Origin of the sequence: Hydrogenophaga luteola, assembly GCF_042648585.1 — a bacterium.
GTDB classification, from domain to species: Bacteria; Pseudomonadota; Gammaproteobacteria; order Burkholderiales; family Burkholderiaceae_C; genus Hydrogenophaga; species Hydrogenophaga luteola.
Window position 1 is genome coordinate 440,773 of record NZ_JBHRXX010000005.1, and the last position, 17,708, is coordinate 458,480.

Here is a 17,708-nt window from a genome sequence, read left to right on the forward strand (position 1 = left end):
GATCAACGCAGCTTCAGGGTGGACAGGCCGACCAGACACAGCAGCATGGTGATGATCCAGAAGCGGACCACGACCTGCGTCTCCTTCCAGCCCTTCTTCTCGAAGTGGTGGTGCAGCGGCGCCATCTGGAACAGGCGCCGGCCTTCGCCATATTTCTTCTTGGTGTACTTGAACCAGGTCACCTGCAGCATCACCGACAGGGCCTCCACCACGAAGATGCCACCCATGATGGCCAGCACGATTTCCTGCCGGACGATCACGGCGATGGTGCCCAGCGCGCCACCCAGGGCCAGCGCACCGACGTCGCCCATAAACACCTGGGCTGGGTGTGTGTTGAACCAGAGGAAGGCCAGGCCAGCACCGGCCATGGCGGCGCAGAAGATCAGCAGCTCGCCCGCACCGGGAATGTAGGGCAACAGCAGGTACTTGGAGAACACCGAGCTGCCCGTCACGTAGGCAAACACACCCAGCGCCGAACCCACCATCACCACCGGCATGATCGCCAGACCGTCCAGCCCGTCGGTCAGGTTGACCGCGTTGCTGGCGCCGACGATGACCAGGTAGGTCATGACCACAAAGCCGAACACGCCCAGCGGGTAGCTGATCTCCTTGAAGAAGGGCACCATGAGCCCGGCCTGAGGTGGCAGCTCGACGGTGAAGCCCGAGAGCACCCACTGGAAGAACAATTCGATCACCCGCAGGTTGGTCGTGCCCGAGACACTGAACACCAGGTAGAACGCGGCCAGCAGGCCGATCAACGACTGCCAGAAGTACTTCTCTCGCGAGCGCATGCCCTCTGGGTTCTTGTGCACCACCTTGCGCCAGTCGTCCGCCCAGCCAATGGCGCCAAAGCCCAGCGTCACCACCAGCACGATCCAGACGAAACGGTTGGTCAGGTCGAACCAGAGAAAAGTGGACAGCGCGATGGAGAAGAGGATCAGCACGCCGCCCATGGTGGGGGTGCCGCTCTTGCTCAGGTGGGTCTGCATCGCGTAGCCGCGGATCGGCTGGCCGATCTTGAGCGCGGTCAGCCGGCGGATGAAGTACGGGCCGGCCACCAGGCCGACGATGAGCGCCGTCAGCGCGGCCATCACCGCGCGGAACGTGAGGTACTGAAAGACCCGCAGGAACCCGAATTCGGGTCCCAGGCTTTGCAGCCAGAGGGCCAGGCTAAGCAGCATGTGAGGTGTCCTTGTGGTTGTTGTTCTGTTCGTCCGGTGTCGCGAGGGCCTGCAGCCCTTGCACGACCCGCTCCATGCGCATGAACCTCGACCCCTTGACCAGCACGCTCAGGACCGGCGAAGGCTGCGGTGCCGACACCGCGTGGCATACGTGCGCGACCAGGGCCGACACGTCGGTCCAGTGGCGCGGCGCGGTCTCGCCGGCAGCCTGCATGGCGTGCACTGCCTGCGCCATCCAGTCGCCGGTGCAGTGCACGGTTTCGATGCCCGAGGCCATGGCGTGGCGCAGCACCTCCAGATGGAAGGCCAGGCCCTGCTCACCCACCTCGCCCATGTCGCCCAGCACCAGCAGGCGCGGCGCCGGCAGCTCGGCCAGCACGCGGATGGCAGCGACCACCGAATCGGGGTTGGCGTTGTAGGTGTCGTCGACCAGGGTCAGCGCGCGGCCGCCCAAGGTGAGCGCAAGCGCACGAGAGCGTCCGCCCACCGGCTCGAAAGCCTCCAGGCCACGCTCGATATCTTGAAGTGCCACGCCTGCGGCGAGCGCGCAGGCGGCCGCAGCCAGCGCGTTGCGCACGTTGTGGCGCCCGGCGATGTGCAGCCGGCAGATGCCTGCGCCGGACGGGGTGGCGAAGTCCAGCGCCCAGGCGCCGTCGCGCCATTCGGCCCGCAGTGCCCGCACATCGGCCTGCGGATCGGTGTCGCTGAAGGTGAGCACGCGGCGCCCGCCGGCCAGCCCGCGCCAGAGGGTTGTGTGCTCGTCGTCGGAAGGAAACACCGCCACACCACTGACCTGCAGGGACGCAATGACCGCACCGTTTTCGCGCGCCACCGCCTCCACCGTGCCCATGAACTCCTGGTGCTCGCGCTGCGCGTTGTTGACCAGGGCCACCGTGGGCTGAGCCAGGGCGGCCAGGTAGGGGATTTCGCCGGGATGGTTCATGCCCAGCTCGATCACGGCCAGCCGGTGTTCCGGCCGCAGCTTGAGCAGGGTCAATGGCACTCCGATGTCGTTGTTCAGGTTGCCATGAGTGGCGTGAGCCGCATCGCCCGCCGCCGCCCGCAGGATGGACGCGACCATCTGCGTCACTGTGGTCTTGCCGTTGCTGCCGGTCACGGCGATCAGCGGCAGCGAAAACTGTTCGCGCCACAGTCGCGACAACTCGCCCAGGGCCAGGCGCGTGTCCGGCACTTCGACACCCGGCAGGCCGGCCACTGCCAGGCCTGCGTGGGCGATGGCCGCGACAGCGCCAGCGGCCTGGGCCTGAGGCAGGAAATCGTGGGCGTCGAAGCGCTCGCCCTTGAGCGCCACGAACAGGTCGCCCGGCTGCAGGCTGCGGGTGTCGGTGTGCACCCGGCGGATCGACGGCGGCAGCTCGCCCACCGTGCGCGCACCGGTCAGGCGGGGCAGCAGTTGCTGCAGCGCCTTCATGCCACACCTCCCGCCGCCATGCGCTTGGCCAAGGCCAACTGCGCCTGCTCCAGATCGGAGAACGGACGCTTGACGCCCATGACCTCCTGGTAGTCCTCGTGTCCCTTGCCTGCGATCAGCAGCACGTCACGCGCACCGGCCGCCGCCACCGCCTGCGTGATCGCCTGGGCGCGGTCGGCCTCGATCTGCGCCGACGCCGGATGCGCCAGCCCCGCAGCCATCTGCCGCAGAATCTCGGCCGGGTCTTCGGTGCGCGGGTTGTCGCTGGTCAGCACCACGCGCTGCGCTTCGCGTTCGGCCACAGCGGCCATCAGCGGGCGCTTGCCCGGGTCGCGGTCACCGCCACAACCGGCGATGGCCCACAGGGCGCCTCCGCGCTGGCGGGCCATGGGCTGAAGGGCTCGGAGCGCCTTCTCCAGCGCATCTGGGGTGTGGGCGTAGTCCACCAGCACCAGCGGCTGGCCTGTCACGGCCGGCACCTGCTCCATGCGTCCAGGCACCGGACTCAGCACGGCGCAGGCTCGCAGGGCCTCGCCCAGCGACACCCCCAGGGCACGCGCGGCGCCGACCACCCCCAGCAGGTTGGACACGTTGTAGTGCCCGATCAGGTCCAACGCGAGATCGCCACGGTCCACCTCGGCACCATGGGCGTCGTGCTCGACCACCATGAAGCGCATGCCGTGGTCGGTGTAGCGGATGTCGCGCGCCATCAGGCGTGCCGAGCGCTCGATGCCGACACTCCAGCGGGTCAGCGACGGGCGACCGGCCAGGGCCTGGTCCAGCGCCATGCCCTGGTCGTCGTCGACGTTCACCACGGCGTGCGTCAGCCCGGGCCAGTGGAACAGCCGGGACTTGGCCTCCCAGTAGTCGGCCATGCTTCGGTGATAGTCCAGATGGTCCTGCGTGAAGTTGGTGAACACGGCAACGCGGATCTGGCAGGCGTTGAGACGCCCCTCGACCAGGCCAATGGACGAGGCCTCGATGGCACAGGCCGATAGCCCCTCGTCGACCATGCCACGCAGCCGGGCCTGCAGCAGCACGGGGTCGGGCGTGGTCAGTCCGGTCGCCACCATGGTGTGGCTGCGCTCACCGGGCACCGGCGGGCGGCCGATGCCCAGGGTGCCGACCACCGCGCACCCGCGCCCCACGGCGTTGAGCAACTGAGCCATCCACCAGGCCGAGGAGGTTTTGCCGTTGGTGCCGGTGAAGGCCACCAGGTCGAGCGACGCGCTGGGGTCACCGTGGTAGGCACTCGCAATCGGGCCCGCCAGCGCCTTGAGACCGGGCACCGCACGCACCCGTTCGTCATTGAAGCCGAAATCCTCGACACCATCCGCCTCGACCAGCACTGCCGCTGCACCGGCCTGCAGTGCGGCGGGCACAAACCGGCGGCCGTCGGTGGCAAAGCCCGGCCAGGCCACAAAGGCATCGCCCGGATGCACCCGGCGGCTGTCGCATTGCAGCTCGCCGGTCACGCGCTCGCGCAACCAGTGGGCAATGTGGCGGGGATCGCTGTGCTGAGACATCAGAACGACTCCTCGACCACTTCGGTCACGATCTGCGGCTTGACATTCATGTCTGGCTGAACACCGAGGATGCGCAGGGTCTGCTGCACCGTCTCGCTGAACACCGGCGCCGCGACCAGCCCGCCGAAGTAGACCCCGTTGGACGGTTCGTCGATCATCACCGCCACCACGATGCGCGGCTGCTCAATGGGCGCGATGCCCACGAACCAGCTGCGGTACTTGTTGGCGGAGTAGCCTTTGCCTTCCTGCTTGTGGGCCGTGCCGGTCTTGCCGCCCACGGAATAGCCCATGGTCTGGGCCTTGGGCGCCGTGCCGCCCGGGCCGGTGGCCAGTTCCAGCATCTTGCGCACCGCCACCGCATTCTTCTCGCTGAACACCCGCACGCCGGTGGCAGGCGTCTCGGTCTTGAGCATGCTCACAGGGATCAGCTCGCCGTTGCGGGCGAAGATGGTGTAGGCCTGCGCCAGCTGGAACAGCGACGCCGACAAACCGTAGCCGTAGCTCATGGTGGCCTGCTCGATGGGGCGCCAGGTCTTGTACGGGCGCAGACGACCTGAAACCGCGCCAGGGAAGGGCACCTGCGGCTTCTGGCCGAAGCCGGCCTGGGCGTAGGTCTCCCACATCTCGCGCGGATGCATCTGCATCGCCATCTTGACGGTGCCGACGTTGCTCGACTTCTGGATGATCTCGTTGACCGTCAGCACCTCGTGCGGGTGGGCATCGCTGATGGTGGAACCGCCGATGGTGATGCGCCCGGGTGCGGTCTGGATCTGCGTGGTGGGCCGCACCATGCCCTTCTCCAGCGCCAGCGCCGCGATGAAGGGCTTCATCGTGGAGCCCGGCTCGAAGCTGTCCGTGAGCACGCGGTTGCGCAACTGCTCGCCGCTGAGGTTGACGCGCTTGTTGGGGTTGTAGCTGGGAAAGTTGGCCAATGCCAGCACCTCACCGGTCTGGGCATCCAGCACGATGACGCTGCCGGCCTTGGCCTTGTTCTCCTTGACCGCCTCGCGCAGCTTCTCATAGGCGAAGAACTGGACCTTGCTGTCGATGGACAGCTGCAGGTCCGGTCCGTCGACCGGCGGAATCACGTCGCGCACGTCCTCGATCACACGTCCGAGGCGGTCCTTGATCACCCGGCGCGAGCCGGCCTTGCCAGCCAGCTGCGAGTTGAAGGCCAGCTCCACGCCTTCCTGGCCACGGTCTTCCACGTTGGTGAAGCCCACCACATGCGCCGCGGCCTCCCCTTCGGGGTACTGGCGCTTGTACTCGCGGCGCTGGTAGATGCCCTTGATGCCCAGGGCCGCGATCTCCTTGGCCACCGGTTCGTCGACCTGGCGCTTGACCCAGACAAAAGTCTTGTCCTCGTTGGCCAGCTTCTTCCTCAGATCCTTTAGCGGCATCTCCAGCAGCTTCGCCAGGTCCTTGAGCTTGGGATCGGACTTGTCCACGTCCTCGGGAATGGCCCAGATGCTCTGCGCCACCACACTGGAGGCCAGAATCAGGCCGTTGCGGTCCAGCACCCGGCCCCGGTTGGCCGGCAGCTCCAGCGTCCGGGCAAAGCGCACCTCGCCCTGGCGCTGGAAGAACTCGTTGCCGAACACCTGCACGTAGGCCGCGCGCGCGCCCAGGCCTGCAAACGCCAGCGCCAGCAAGGCCACGATGAACTTGCTGCGCCACACCGGCGTCTTGCTCGCCAGCAAGGGGCTGGCGCTGTAGTTGATGGCGCGGTGTCCGGACTTGCTCATCGCGAGCCCTCCACCGCACCGGCAGGCGCCGGCTCGCTGACCGTGACGTACTCGGTGATGCCCGGCGTGACCGGGCGCATCTTCAGCTGTCGCACAGCCAGCTGCTGGACCCGTGCCGGCGTCGCCTGCTCGCGCTTTTGTACCTGCAGCTGCTCATGATCGGCCGCCAGGCGGTGCGCCTGGGCATTGGCCTTGTCGATCGCCGTGTACAGGCGGCGCGACTCGTACTGGGTGTGCACCAGATAGAAGGCACTGGCCATCACGGCCGCCAGCAGCATGAGGTTGAGCCGGATCATGCGGGCACCTCCGTGCGCGTGGCCACACGCATCACGGCGCTGCGCGCGCGCGGATTGCCCTCGACCTCGGCTTGCGAAGGCATCACGCGGTGAACCTCGGCCAGGCGCGTCGGCGCCGGCTCGGCGAAAGGCACGCGCCGGTCCACCACGGTGCGCGAATGGCGCGCCATGAACTGTTTGACCATGCGGTCTTCCAGCGAGTGGAAGCTGATCACGACCAGTCGACCTCCGGGACGCAAGACATGAAGACTGTCCTCTAGCGCTTGTTGCAGCTCTTCAAGCTCGGCGTTGATGAAAATCCGAAAAGCCTGAAATGTGCGCGTTGCAGGGTCCTTGCCCGGCTCGCGGGTTTTGACCGCGCCAGCCACGACTTCGGCCAGCTCGCGGGTGGTTCGAAGAGGGCCCCGTTCCTGTCGGCGACGATCAATCGCCTTTGCAACCTGTTGAGCAAACCGTTCTTCGCCGTATTCACGGATGACCTCCGACAGGGTGGACACATCGGCCGTTTCCAGCCATTGGGCGACGCTCTGCCCGCGCGTGGTGTCCATGCGCATGTCCAGAGGACCGTCGTGACGAAAAGAAAAACCCCTTTCGGGGTCGTCGATCTGGGGAGAACTCACCCCCAGGTCCATCAACACCCCGTCCGCACTTTGCGGCCCCAGCTCGCCCAGTTGCCGGAAGCCCTGGTGCCGGATGGCGAACCGCTGATCGGCTGCCGCCAACGCCTCGCCCACCCCGATCGCCTGCGGGTCCTTGTCGAACGCCGTCAGCCGCCCGGATGCAGAAAGCCGCCCCAGGATGGCTCGCGAATGTCCACCGCGGCCGAAGGTAGCGTCCACGTAATGCCCGTCCGACCGAACGGAGAGTGCTTCCACAGCCTCGTTCAGCAACACGGTTTGGTGTACCCATGGGTCGTTCACCGCCGTCCTCAGAAACTGAAGTCCTTGAGGACATCAGGCATGGGTTTCTGCATTTCCTCGGCCTCCTTGGCGGCGTAGGACTGCGCATCCCACAACTCCAGGTAGGAACCCATTCCCAGCAGCACGGCTTCGCGACTGATGCCGGCGGCAGTGCGCAGTTCGGGCGAGACCAGGATCCGGCCCGAGGCGTCCATTTCAACGTCCATGGCGTTGCCCAGAAAGATGCGGCGCCACCACTGCGCATCCATTGGCAGCGACGCAATGCGGGCGCGGAACTTCTCCCATTCGTCGCGGGGGAATACCATCAGGCAGCCGTGGGGGTGTTTGGTGATGGTCAGCTGACCGGACTGGGCGCCCAGGGCGTCGCGGTGCCGGGTCGGCATGGACAGCCGGCCTTTGGCATCGAGACTGAGAGAGGAAGCGCCTTGGAACACCGGAAATCACCCTGCTAAAACACTTTTCACCACTTAATTGCACTTTTTTCCACTGTAGCAGGAAAAGCAGTGGCTGCAAGCCTTGGCTGGCCGTTTTTTTTCAATGAAATCAATCACTTAGAACACATTTTGAAGCAATTTCAACTTCAAAATACGCAGCAAAAGCAAGCACTTACAGCGTGCTGTGAATGTGATGGTTGAAAACCCTGTTACACACAGGGTGGGCGACGGACGGCCAGTGGTGTGGTCATGGCCCCGCTCCGGGCCAATGAAAAGTCCCGGCCACCCTGAGGGCGGCCGGGACTGCATGCCGGGAGCGAATGTCAGAGGATATAGCGGGACAAGTCCTCGTTGCGGCTGAGTTCGGCCAGCCGGCCGTTCACATACGCTTCGTCGATCACCACCGCGCTGTTCTGCAGGGACGTGGCACCGAAGCTGACCTCGTCCAGCAGGTGCTCCATCACCGTCGCCAGCCGCCGGGCTCCGATGTTCTCGGTGCGTTCGTTCACATCGCAGGCAATCTGAGCCAGCTGGCGGATGCCATCGGGCTTGAACTCCAGCGTCACCCCCTCGGTGGCCAGCAGCGCCTGGTACTGCTTGACAAGGCTGGCGTGGGTACTGGTGAGGATGGCCTCGAAGTCGTCCACCGACAGCGACTGCAGCTCCACCCGGATCGGAAACCGCCCCTGCAGCTCCGGAATCAGGTCGCTCGGCTTGGCCAGGTGAAAGGCCCCGCTGGCAATAAACAGGATGTGGTCGGTCTTGACCATGCCGTACTTGGTCGACACGGTGGTGCCTTCGACCAGGGGCAGCAAGTCGCGCTGAACGCCCTGGCGCGACACCTCGGCTCCACCCGACTCGCTGCGCGAGGCCACCTTGTCGATCTCGTCGATGAAGACGATGCCGTTCTGCTCGGTGTTGTGCAGCGCGCGCGTGCGCACGTCTTCTTCGTTGACCAGCTTGCCGGCTTCCTCGTCGATCAGCAGCTTCATCGCCTCGCCGATCTTGAGCTTTCGCTTGCGGCGGCGTTCCTGCCCCATCTGACTGAACATGCCGCGCAGCTGCTCGGCCATTTCTTCCATGCCAGCCGGCCCCATGACTTGCATGGCGGGCGCCGATTCGGCGAGGTCAATCTCTATCTCGCGGTCGTCCAGCAGCCCCTCGCGCAGCTTCTTGCGGAAGGTCTGGCGGGCCGTGCTGTCGGGGTTGGGTTGCGGTTCACCAGAGGCGCCGCGCGGAGGCGGCAGCAGAACGTCGAGGATGCGGTCCTCGGCGGCGTCCTCGGCGCGCATGCGCTGCTTGCGCATGTCGGCCTCGCGCGTCTGTTTGACCGCGATCTCGACCAGGTCGCGCACGATGCTGTCGACGTCCTTGCCCACATAGCCCACCTCGGTGAACTTGGTGGCCTCGACCTTGATGAAGGGCGCATCGGCCAGTTTGGCCAAGCGGCGCGCGATCTCGGTCTTGCCCACGCCGGTCGGGCCGATCATCAGAATGTTTTTGGGGGTGATCTCAGGTCGCAGCTTCTCGTCGACCTGCTGGCGACGCCAGCGGTTGCGCAACGCGATGGCGACAGCGCGCTTGGCGCCGTTCTGGCCGATGATGAAACGGTCGAGCTCGGAGACGATCTCCTGCGGTGTCATGGAGGACATGTTCAGAGCACCTCGACCGTGTGGTTCATGTTGGTGTAGATACAGATTTCGCCCGCGATGGCGAGCGACTGCCGCACCACGTCTTCGGCGCTGAGTGCCGTGTGTTGGACCAGCGCACGCGCAGCCGCTTGGGCGTAGGCACCACCCGATCCGATCGCGACCACACCGTGTTCGGGCTCCAGCACGTCACCATTGCCGGTGATGATGAGGGCCGCACTGCGGTCACCGACCGCCAGCATGGCTTCGAGGCGGCGCAGCACCCGGTCGGTGCGCCAGTCGCGCGTGAGGTCGATGGCTGCGCGCACCAGATGACCCTGGTGCTTCTCCAGCTTGGCCTCGAAACGCTCGAACAGGGTAAAGGCGTCGGCCGTGGCGCCGGCAAAACCCGCCAGCACCTGGTCGCGGTAGAGCTTGCGCACCTTGCGCGCCGTGCCCTTGACGACCACATTGCCCAGAGTGACCTGGCCGTCACCACCGATGGCGACCTGAACACCGTCGGGCGTCTCGCGGCGCACGCAGACGATGGTGGTTCCGTGAAAAGTGTCCATAGGAGAAAGAAATGTAGGCAACGAGGCCGAACTCAAGCCCGCCTCGTGAAATAAGGGGAAGTTGTTCCAGGGCACCGCGGAACCGGCTCTGCCGGGCCGCCCGTGCCGTCCCCTTGAGGGGATCGCGCGCAGCGCGGCAGGGGTGGGCCTAATCGTTTCTCACGACGACCTTGGCGTATTCGGTGATGCCGATGACGTTGAAGAATGCCGACACCAGTCGGTGCACATCCACGAACTGCACGAGCCGCCCCGATGCATGGTGACCGGCCACCCAGTTCAAAAGCGTGCCCGCCGCAGAGAAGTCCACCCGGATCAGGTTGCGACAAGAAATGATCATGACATCGGCGCCCTGCAGGCGGCGCTCCAGATCCTCAAGGGTGGCCTGTGGATCACCACGGATCTCGCCAGACAGTTCCACCAGACCCAGGTGATTGAATTCCGTCGACGGACCTTCGGCCCCCGACTCCGTCGTGTAGCCGGAAGTAACGGTCTCCCGCACCACCTCCCCCAGAACGGACGCGCCTTCGTCCGGGTCCACGGTGCCGTTGGTCATGGCCTTGAAGTGGCAGCGTGGGCGCTCCCACCCCGGCGGTGACACTTCGTAGGTGACGCAGAAGTCCAGCGCGGTCAGCTCAAACTCGTCGGGCCGGTTCATCACCCGCAAGACAGCCATGCGCAGCTCCCACCAGAGCTGCTCGACGTCCCGGCGTCCAGAAGGCGTGAGTTGCTTGAGGACCTCGCGCAGGTGGGGCGCGCCAATGAAGGAGATCTCGACTTCCTGGTCACCCCAGAGTGTGAAGATGCCCAGCAATGCCCTCGCCGCCTTCACGTCAATGGACTCCAGCTCCGTCCATTCCAGCACCCAGGGCTGAGGCGCCCGAAGCAGCACATTCTGCAAGGTGCCCACCGCATGGGCATCCAGTTCGGGATCGCAGGCCCAAGAAGCCCTGGTCGGCGTAGCGGACGGCTTGAAGGCCTTGCCAGTCATGGAAGACACCAGTTCCGGCATGTCGTACCACTGGGGTGGCGAACGGCCGAAACGATTCACAAAATCCACGGCACGGCTCTCGAACGGCGCCATCTGCCCGGTGGCCCGGTACAGATCAAACAGGGCCAGCCAGTCGTCCAGCTGGTTCTCGCGCGGCCCGCCTTCCGCGATGGTGTCCTTGAGCCCCTGCTCGGCGCCCGCATCGTCTCCGTTGGCGAAGCGGATAGCGGCCTCCTCGACCTCCGGGTCCTGGGCGATTTCGTGCACGTCCAGCGCGTAGAAATGCGAGGCCGAGAAGCCAGACCCCGACCCGCCGCGAGCGGCGCCCGCGAGCGGCGCGCCCGAGGTTGGGGCCATCAGGCCGGTGCGCGCGGTCGATGGCACCGGGCCAGTATCTGGACCCGATTTGGGCGGGGGAACCGTTTCGCGAAGCACTGGCACATTGCCCGGGGCTGGTACAGGGGCTGGCGTTTTCGCTGCAGGCACCGACAGCGGCTGGGGTGGCGAGGTGGTGGCTTCACCGCCACTCAGTGTCGCTGCTTCGGTTTCGTTGTACTGAGCCTTCAGGCGCTTCTGCTCTTCCGTTTCCCTGGGGGGGAGCGGCTTGTCCGCCTTGCGCTCCAGGGGCGTTCCCCCGGTGGTGTGAGCCCCGGAGTTGGGCCCTCCGGTCACCAGCGAATCCGGCCCCTTGGTCTTCCACCACTGCATCGACATCTGGGCTTCGATCTCGTCGATCTTCTTGAGCGTCATCGCCCGGTCGTCGGGCTTGGAAGGCAGACTGCTCTGGAAGAAGGAGGGCCGGACGCCCTGTGCCCCGTCCACGGCGCCCTCGCGGCTGCGAATCTTGCGCAGCATGTCGAACTCGCGCTTGCGCACAAAGTCGTTGCGGCGCTTGCGCTCGATCATCTCCTTGAGCGCGGCCTTGTTGTATTCGCTCTCCCGGTCGGCGCTGCGGGTATCCAGATCCGCCCAGCTCGTGGTCGGATGACGCACGAACTTCACCACCTTGGACAGAAAGCCGCCGCTGGAATCGTCCTTGGACATGGATCAGGGTGTGAGTGTGTTCCGCTGAAAAAGTCGCTGTCAGTCGCCAAACATTTTCTGCTTGAGTTCGCGCCGCTGTTGTGCCTCCAGCGACAGACTGGCTGTCGGGCGCGCCATCAAGCGGCCAACACCAATCGGCTCACCCGTCTCTTCGCAGTACCCGTAATCGCCCGAGTCGATTCGGGCAATGGCCTGCTCGATCTTTTTGAGCAGCTTGCGTTCCCGGTCACGCGTGCGCAACTCCAGGGCGTGTTCTTCCTCGATCGTCGCGCGATCGGCGGGGTCGGGCACCACGACGGTGTCTTCGCGCAGATGCTCGGTGGTTTCGCCGGCGTTGGCCAGCATGTCTTCCTTGAGCTGGGACAGCTTTCGACGGAAGAAAGCGAGCTGCACGTCGTTCATGTACTCCGAATCGGGCATGGACTGAACGTCCTGGTCGGTCAGTTGTTCGACCGGCAGGGACTTCCAGTTGTTGGCACGTTTCGGGTCTTTCTGGATGGCGGTGGGCGCGGGAGCAGTCATCACACGTTCGTTCGATAAAGAGAAGGTCGCCTTGGCGGCGTTGGGGGCATGGGTCGGAACGACCGCAGCCTGTGTCATCTGTTCCATCATCACTTTCTTGGCAGCCCGCTTGCCCAAGGGGCGTGGCGTGGGCTCGATGATGATGGGCGCCGGGGCGGCCACGGGAGGAGGCGCGGCCGGCGCCTTCTGTTTGGTCACGGCCTTGACCGAAGGCGTCGCCACCTTGACAGGGGCCGGCTTGCTGGCCGATTTCGCTGCGGCCTTGGGGGCCACCACCGGCTTGGCAGCAGCCTGAGCTTTGGGCACAGCTGCTTTTTTCACCGCGGGGGAAGTTGTTTTGGTGGCGGCCTTGGCCGCGGGCTTGCCGACCACCGTCTTGGCGCTGGCCGGCTTTGCCGCGGTTTTCGCAGCTGCCTTGGAAGCCGGCGCCACAGCAGACGCAGACCGCCCCTTGCCAGCTGACGCGGCGGGTTGGCGATTCTTCGCGGTGGGGGGGGCCGGGGCTTTCACAAAGGATCTCCTCTCAGTGCCTGACGCTGCCTGGTGGCGGGGTGGCGCGCTGGACGGGGTGGAGCCCCTGACCGCATCGCTTTGCTCGGCCGAAACCGGCTGGTTTGTGGTTATACCCCGTTTGCGGACGTCGGTAGCGCCGGCCTGCTTCTGCTGGTGTGCAGAAGACTCGGGTGGGCGGCGGGCTGCCGACTTGGGCGGCGATTGTAACGACGCAGCCCTCGAAGACACTGACGCGGGATCCGAGGGAAAACCCAGGCTCTGGAGAAGCGAGACCAACAGCATCAGGGGTTCCGTTTCCGCTTCTGTGACGCAGCTGCCCGCTCAGACCAGCGCCTGATCGAGACCCTGGACCAAGATGTCCCTGGGCAGGTCGATGCCGATAAACACCATCTTGCTGGTGCGGGCCTCACCTTCGGCCCACAGCGGCCCCAGGTCGCTGCCCATGAGCTGGTGCACCCCCTGGAAGATCACCTTGCGGTCGGTGCCCTTCATGTTCAGCACACCCTTGTAGCGCAGCATCTTGGGGCCGTAGACCTGCACGATCGCGCCCAGAAAGTCTTCCAGTTTGGCCGGATCGAACGGTTTGTCGGCCCGGTAGACGAAGCTTTTCACATCGTCGTCGTGGTGATGGTGGTGGCCATGGGCGTGACCATGCTGGTGCGAGGGGTGGTTGCAGTGCTCGCCATGCTCGTGGTCATGGTCGTGGTGGTCATGACCGTGATCATGCTCGTCCACACTCAGGAAGTCCGGGTCGATGTCCAGCTTGGCGTTCAGGTTGAAGCCGCGCAGGTCGAACACCTCCTTGAGCGCCACCTCGCCGAAATGCACCGGGCGCATGGGCGCGCGCGGGTTCATGTGCTTGAGGCGGTGGATCAGGGCGTCCACCTCGTCCTGGGACACCAGGTCGGCCTTGCTGATGAAGATCTGGTCGGCAAAGCCCACCTGGCGGCGCGCCTCCTGGCGGTCGTTGAGCTGGTCGGCGGCGTGCTTGGCGTCCACCAGGGTCAGGATAGAGTCCAGCAAGTACTGCTCGGCCACCTCGTCGTCCATGAAGAAGGTCTGCGCCACCGGGCCGGGGTCGGCCAGGCCGGTGGTCTCGATGACCACGCGCTCGAAATCCAGTTCGCCTTTGCGCTTTTTCTGTGCCAGGTCGGCCAGGGTGGCGCGCAGGTCGTCGCGGATGGTGCAGCAGATGCAGCCGTTGCTCATCTGGATGATGTTTTCCTGCGTGTCGGCCACCAGGATCTCGTTGTCGATGTTCTCTTCACCGAACTCGTTCTCAACCACGGCGATCTTCTGGCCGTGCGCCTCGGTCAGCACGCGCTTGAGCAGCGTGGTCTTGCCCGAGCCGAGGAAGCCGGTGAGGATGGTGGCGGGAATGAGCGACATGGCGGGTTCCGTATGCAAAAAGCAGGCCGGGAGTGTAGTGCAGCGGGGCGACCTTGTTGGGGCTACAGCTTTTTCATGATGACCAAGCCCTTGAGGTATTCGCCCTCGGGGAACGCGGTGGTCATCGGATGGTCGCAGGCGCCGCCCAGCCGCTGCAGGACGGCGCCGTCCACACCGGCGTCACTGGCTGCGGACGCCACGATCTTGTGGAACAACTCGACGCCGATACCACCCGAGCAGGAAAAGGTGAACAGCACACCGCCCGGCGGCAGCAGCTTGAACGCGAGGCGGTTGATGTCCTTGTAGGCGCGCGCCGCACGCTCGGCGTGCGCCGCCGTGGGGGCCAGCTTGGGCGGATCGAGCACGATGGCATCAAACTGCCGGCCTTCGGACACGAATTGGCGCAGCGAGGCGTTGACGTCGGCATCAATGAATGTGGCCTGCGCCGGATTCAGCCCGTTGAGCAGGAGGTTGGCGCTCGCCTGTTCCAGCGCCGGGCCGGACGAGTCGATGCTGGTCACATGCCCTGCCCCGCCCGCCAGCGCCGCCACCGAGAAGCCGCCGGTGTAGCTGAAGCAGTTGAGCACCTGCGCAAACTTCAGGCGCTTCGTGTAGTCGTGCAGCGTCCCGCGGCTGTCGCGCTGATCGAGGTAATAGCCGGTCTTGTGTCCCAGGGCGATATCCAGGCCCAGGCGCCAGCCGTGTTCCTGCAGCTCGAAGGCCGTGGGACCGTCACCGCGCAGCCAGCCCGTGACCGCGGGCAAGCCCTCGAGCGCGCGCGAACTGGCGTCGGAGCGTTCGTACAGGCGCGGGCAGCCGGTCAGTTCCAGCAGCGCATCGGCAATCACATCCTTCCAGCGCTCCACGCCCGCAGCGCCGAACTGCGCCACCAGGGTGTCGCCGTAACGGTCCACCACCAGGCCCGGCAGTCCGTCGGACTCGCCGTGCACCAAGCGCAGACCGTTGCTGGCGATACCCATGCGCTCGCGCAGCGCAATGGCACGGCGCAGCGTGTCGCGGAAGAACGCGGAATCGATGCGCTGGGCCTGGTCAAAACTCCAGGCGCGCACGCGGATCTTGGAACTGGGCGAGTACGCGCCCCAGGCCAGGAACTGGCCGTCGGCGCTGTCCACGCGCACGGTTTCGCCGGCATCGGCGCCGCCCTTGGCAATGGCCCCGTCGAACACCCAGGGGTGGCGGCGCTGCAGCGAGCGCTCCTTACCGGGCTTGAGTCGAATGATCTTCATGCGGGGATTGTGCCCCGCGTGAAGTCAAGGTCTCAGGTAGACGAAGCCTTCGCGCGCCTGGAGCCGAGCGACCTCGGCCACGCCGGACGGCACGATCTTGGCTTCCATCGCCACCTTGGAGGCGTCGATCTTGCGCGAGACCAGGGTGTTGTTGCAGACCCGGAACTCCACGCCCTTGGCCGCCAGCTCGCCGATGGCGCCGGCAAAGGGTTGCTCCATCTGGTTGGTCGCGCCGTCGAGCAGGAAGTCGATGCCCAGACCGTGCGTGACCACCACGATCTTGGCCTTGGGGTCGGCTGCCAGGTGGTTGCGGATGTTGTTGATGGCGCGCGAGGCCTGCGGGATGCCTTCGCTCATGTGATAGACCGTCTTGATCACGTCATCGGCCGCGTGCGACGGCGCAGACATTGCAAGAAAGAGGGTCAGCAATGCAGCCTTGAAGGCCAGAAACAGTCGGGGCATGGGTGTGTCTCCAGTGGTGTGCGCCAGCAAGCGCAATCAAAAGAAGCGAGCAATGATATTTGCAAATAACATTTTCAATCGCCCTGCTCTGTTTCGTCAGCGGGTATTCCCGGTCGGCTGAGGGCCCACTGTCAGGACTTGGCGGGTCCGCGCCCCTTGGCGCGCGGGTGGGCTGCGTCGTAGGCACGGGCCAGGTGCTGGAAGTCCAGCCGGGTGTAGACCTGTGTGGTGCCGATGCTGGCGTGGCCCAGCAGCTCCTGCACCGCGCGCAGGTCGCCGCTGCTCTGCAGCACATGGCTGGCAAACGAGTGGCGCAGCATGTGCGGATGCACCGGGGTCGACAGACCGGCCAGCAGGGACCGGCGCTTGAGCCGCACCCGGATGTGCTGGGGGGTCAGGCGCGTGCCGTGGCGCCCGATGAACAGCGCCGGATCGTCGCCGGCCATGGCCGGGCGTGCCGTCAGCCAGCGCTGCAGCGCCTCCAGCGCCGAGCGGCCCACCGGCACGCTGCGTCGCTTGGCGCCCTTGCCCAGCACATGGGCCTCGCCCGCCTGCAGGTCGATCCAGCCCCGCGCCGTGCCACTGGCCGCCACATCCAGCCCCACCAGTTCGCCGATGCGCAGGCCGCAGCCGTAGAGCAGTTCGGTGATGCAGGCGTCGCGCGCCTCCAGCGCCGGGTCGTCGCCCTCTTCCACGTGCGAGGCCAGCTGCACCGACTCGTCCACACCCAGAGCCTTGGGCAAGGGCTTGCCGGCCTTGGGCGCGCGCACGTCCTGCACCGGGTTCTGGGTCACTAGGCCCTGGCGTCCGAGCCACACATAGAAGCCGCGCCAGCCGGAGAGGATGAGCGCGATGCCCCGCGCGCTGCGGCCGGCGCTGTGCATCTGGGCCACCCAGCGCCGCACGTGCCCGCTCTGCACCTGGCGCAGGCCCACGCCCGCGGACTGCGCGTTCTGCGCCAGCCGGGCCAGGTCGCCGGTGTAAAGCTCAACGGTGCGCACCGCCAGCCGCTTGTCGATGCGCACATGGGCAAGGTAGGCCTCGACCAGCGCCGCGTCATCGGCAGGGTTCATGGACACGGCACCGCTGCCCACGGCTCTGCCCTGTTCAGGGGCGCAGGCGCGAGAGGGCGGCGCTGGTCAGGTCGCCCATGCGTTCGAGGAATTCGGTGCCCATGTCGGCGGCGAAGCGCTGCGGGTCGGGCGAGCCCAGCACCAGCAGGCCGAACGCGTCCTGACCCTCGCCGGCGCGCAGAGGAATCAGGGCCAGCGAGGCCACCGCGCCCGGATCGACCAGCCAGCCGGCCGCCTCCAGGCCCGGATTGGCGCCGCAGTAAGGGCGCGGCAGCGACGAGGCAAAGGCCTGCACATCGTCGCTGGCGCCCTGGGCATAGGACTGGCCGGAGAAGTCCTCCGCCACTCCCCACAGCTTGATCGCCACCTGCGGCACATTGAACTGGGCCGCCATTTCGCGCGCCGCCACCAGCGGCAGGTCCTGCGTGTCGCGGGTCATCAACAGCTCGCGGGTCCAGCGGTGCAGGCGGTCGGCGATGGCCGAGTTTTCCTGACCATGGCGGATCATCTCGGCCGAGCGCAGCTCCAGGCCCTTGATCTTCTCGCGCAGCATCTCGGCCTGGCGCTCCTGCAGGCTCACCGCGCGCTGGCCGTGGGGGCTGCTCAGCTGCACAGCCGCCAGCACGCCGGCATGGCGCTCGAAGAAGTCGGGTGTGTTGGCCAGGTAGTTGGCGATGTCGTCTTCGGTGATCGGAGGAATGGTCGGGTCGGTCATTGGAGTGTGTCGATCCTGATG

General features: G+C 66.1%; 16 protein-coding genes. All 16 read right to left on the reverse strand.

Going from position 1 to position 17,708, the window contains the following annotated elements; all coding sequences use genetic code 11:
* Positions 1 to 2 precede the first annotated feature (2 nt).
* Positions 3 to 1,181: a phospho-N-acetylmuramoyl-pentapeptide-transferase gene (gene mraY, locus ACFOPI_RS12185; RefSeq protein ID WP_382174185.1), complete on the reverse strand. Its 1,179-nt coding sequence runs from the start codon at positions 1,179 to 1,181 to the stop codon at positions 3 to 5.
* Positions 1,171 to 2,613, reverse strand: a complete 1,443-nt coding sequence (locus ACFOPI_RS12190) for a UDP-N-acetylmuramoyl-tripeptide--D-alanyl-D-alanine ligase (protein ID WP_382174186.1) — start codon at positions 2,611 to 2,613, stop codon at positions 1,171 to 1,173. The genes mraY and ACFOPI_RS12190 overlap by 11 nt, the downstream gene beginning before the upstream one ends.
* Positions 2,610 to 4,139 carry a UDP-N-acetylmuramoyl-L-alanyl-D-glutamate--2,6-diaminopimelate ligase gene (locus ACFOPI_RS12195; protein WP_382174188.1) on the reverse strand — a complete coding sequence of 510 codons (1,530 nt, stop codon included), beginning with the start codon at positions 4,137 to 4,139 and terminating at the stop codon, positions 2,610 to 2,612. The genes ACFOPI_RS12190 and ACFOPI_RS12195 overlap by 4 nt, the downstream gene beginning before the upstream one ends.
* Positions 4,139 to 5,884, reverse strand: a complete 1,746-nt coding sequence (locus ACFOPI_RS12200; RefSeq protein WP_382174190.1) for a peptidoglycan D,D-transpeptidase FtsI family protein — start codon at positions 5,882 to 5,884, stop codon at positions 4,139 to 4,141. The genes ACFOPI_RS12195 and ACFOPI_RS12200 overlap by 1 nt, the downstream gene beginning before the upstream one ends.
* Positions 5,881 to 6,180, reverse strand: coding sequence for a cell division protein FtsL (ftsL, locus tag ACFOPI_RS12205; RefSeq protein ID WP_382174192.1), 300 nt, complete (start codon positions 6,178 to 6,180; stop codon positions 5,881 to 5,883). Before ftsL ends, ACFOPI_RS12200 begins: the two co-directional genes overlap by 4 nt.
* Positions 6,177 to 7,100 (reverse strand): 16S rRNA (cytosine(1402)-N(4))-methyltransferase RsmH, encoded by a 924-nt coding sequence (gene rsmH / locus ACFOPI_RS12210; RefSeq protein ID WP_382174194.1) that lies wholly within the window; start codon positions 7,098 to 7,100, stop codon positions 6,177 to 6,179. The genes ftsL and rsmH overlap by 4 nt, the downstream gene beginning before the upstream one ends.
* A gap of 8 nt (positions 7,101 to 7,108) precedes the next feature.
* Positions 7,109 to 7,534, reverse strand: a complete 426-nt coding sequence (gene mraZ, locus ACFOPI_RS12215; protein WP_382174195.1) for a division/cell wall cluster transcriptional repressor MraZ — start codon at positions 7,532 to 7,534, stop codon at positions 7,109 to 7,111.
* A gap of 323 nt (positions 7,535 to 7,857) precedes the next feature.
* On the reverse strand, positions 7,858 to 9,186 hold the full coding sequence (gene hslU / locus ACFOPI_RS12220; RefSeq protein ID WP_382174197.1) for an ATP-dependent protease ATPase subunit HslU: 1,329 nt from the start codon (positions 9,184 to 9,186) through the stop codon (positions 7,858 to 7,860).
* A 2-nt stretch (positions 9,187 to 9,188) separates the two neighbouring features.
* Entirely contained in the window at positions 9,189 to 9,734 is a 546-nt protein-coding gene (gene hslV / locus ACFOPI_RS12225; protein ID WP_066153541.1) for an ATP-dependent protease subunit HslV, read from the reverse strand.
* A gap of 148 nt (positions 9,735 to 9,882) precedes the next feature.
* Positions 9,883 to 11,766: an STAS domain-containing protein gene (locus ACFOPI_RS12230; protein WP_449272022.1), complete on the reverse strand. Its 1,884-nt coding sequence runs from the start codon at positions 11,764 to 11,766 to the stop codon at positions 9,883 to 9,885.
* Between the two features lie 39 nt (positions 11,767 to 11,805).
* Entirely contained in the window at positions 11,806 to 12,660 is an 855-nt protein-coding gene (gene dksA / locus ACFOPI_RS12235) for an RNA polymerase-binding protein DksA (protein WP_449272024.1), read from the reverse strand.
* Between the two features lie 462 nt (positions 12,661 to 13,122).
* Positions 13,123 to 14,190 (reverse strand): CobW family GTP-binding protein, encoded by a 1,068-nt coding sequence (locus tag ACFOPI_RS12240; RefSeq protein WP_382174202.1) that lies wholly within the window; start codon positions 14,188 to 14,190, stop codon positions 13,123 to 13,125.
* A gap of 62 nt (positions 14,191 to 14,252) precedes the next feature.
* Positions 14,253 to 15,437 carry a class I SAM-dependent rRNA methyltransferase gene (locus ACFOPI_RS12245; protein ID WP_382174204.1) on the reverse strand — a complete coding sequence of 395 codons (1,185 nt, stop codon included), beginning with the start codon at positions 15,435 to 15,437 and terminating at the stop codon, positions 14,253 to 14,255.
* 24 nt (positions 15,438 to 15,461) lie between these two features.
* Positions 15,462 to 15,899 (reverse strand): DsrE family protein, encoded by a 438-nt coding sequence (locus ACFOPI_RS12250; RefSeq protein ID WP_382174206.1) that lies wholly within the window; start codon positions 15,897 to 15,899, stop codon positions 15,462 to 15,464.
* 131 nt (positions 15,900 to 16,030) lie between these two features.
* Positions 16,031 to 16,972, reverse strand: coding sequence for a tyrosine recombinase XerC (locus ACFOPI_RS12255; RefSeq protein ID WP_382174207.1), 942 nt, complete (start codon positions 16,970 to 16,972; stop codon positions 16,031 to 16,033).
* Positions 16,973 to 17,006: 34 nt separating this feature from the next.
* Positions 17,007 to 17,687 (reverse strand): DUF484 family protein, encoded by a 681-nt coding sequence (locus ACFOPI_RS12260; RefSeq protein WP_382174209.1) that lies wholly within the window; start codon positions 17,685 to 17,687, stop codon positions 17,007 to 17,009.
* Positions 17,688 to 17,708 lie beyond the last annotated feature (21 nt).

Excerpts from the sequence above, each read along its gene's own strand:
- mraY (WP_382174185.1), bottom strand. The coding sequence starts at position 1,181 with ATGCTGCTTAGCCTGGCCCTCTGGCTGCAAAGCCTGGGACCCGAATTC.
- ACFOPI_RS12190 (WP_382174186.1), bottom strand. The coding sequence starts at position 2,613 with ATGAAGGCGCTGCAGCAACTGCTGCCCCGCCTGACCGGTGCGCGCACG.
- ACFOPI_RS12195 (WP_382174188.1), bottom strand. The coding sequence starts at position 4,139 with ATGTCTCAGCACAGCGATCCCCGCCACATTGCCCACTGGTTGCGCGAG.
- ACFOPI_RS12200 (WP_382174190.1), bottom strand. The coding sequence starts at position 5,884 with ATGAGCAAGTCCGGACACCGCGCCATCAACTACAGCGCCAGCCCCTTG.
- ftsL (WP_382174192.1), bottom strand. The coding sequence starts at position 6,180 with ATGATCCGGCTCAACCTCATGCTGCTGGCGGCCGTGATGGCCAGTGCC.
- hslU (WP_382174197.1), bottom strand. The coding sequence starts at position 9,186 with ATGTCCTCCATGACACCGCAGGAGATCGTCTCCGAGCTCGACCGTTTC.
- hslV (WP_066153541.1), bottom strand. The coding sequence starts at position 9,734 with ATGGACACTTTTCACGGAACCACCATCGTCTGCGTGCGCCGCGAGACG.
- ACFOPI_RS12230 (WP_449272022.1), bottom strand. The coding sequence starts at position 11,766 with ATGTCCAAGGACGATTCCAGCGGCGGCTTTCTGTCCAAGGTGGTGAAG.
- ACFOPI_RS12240 (WP_382174202.1), bottom strand. The coding sequence starts at position 14,190 with ATGTCGCTCATTCCCGCCACCATCCTCACCGGCTTCCTCGGCTCGGGC.
- ACFOPI_RS12245 (WP_382174204.1), bottom strand. The coding sequence starts at position 15,437 with ATGAAGATCATTCGACTCAAGCCCGGTAAGGAGCGCTCGCTGCAGCGC.
- ACFOPI_RS12250 (WP_382174206.1), bottom strand. The coding sequence starts at position 15,899 with ATGCCCCGACTGTTTCTGGCCTTCAAGGCTGCATTGCTGACCCTCTTT.
- ACFOPI_RS12255 (WP_382174207.1), bottom strand. The coding sequence starts at position 16,972 with ATGAACCCTGCCGATGACGCGGCGCTGGTCGAGGCCTACCTTGCCCAT.
- ACFOPI_RS12260 (WP_382174209.1), bottom strand. The coding sequence starts at position 17,687 with ATGACCGACCCGACCATTCCTCCGATCACCGAAGACGACATCGCCAAC.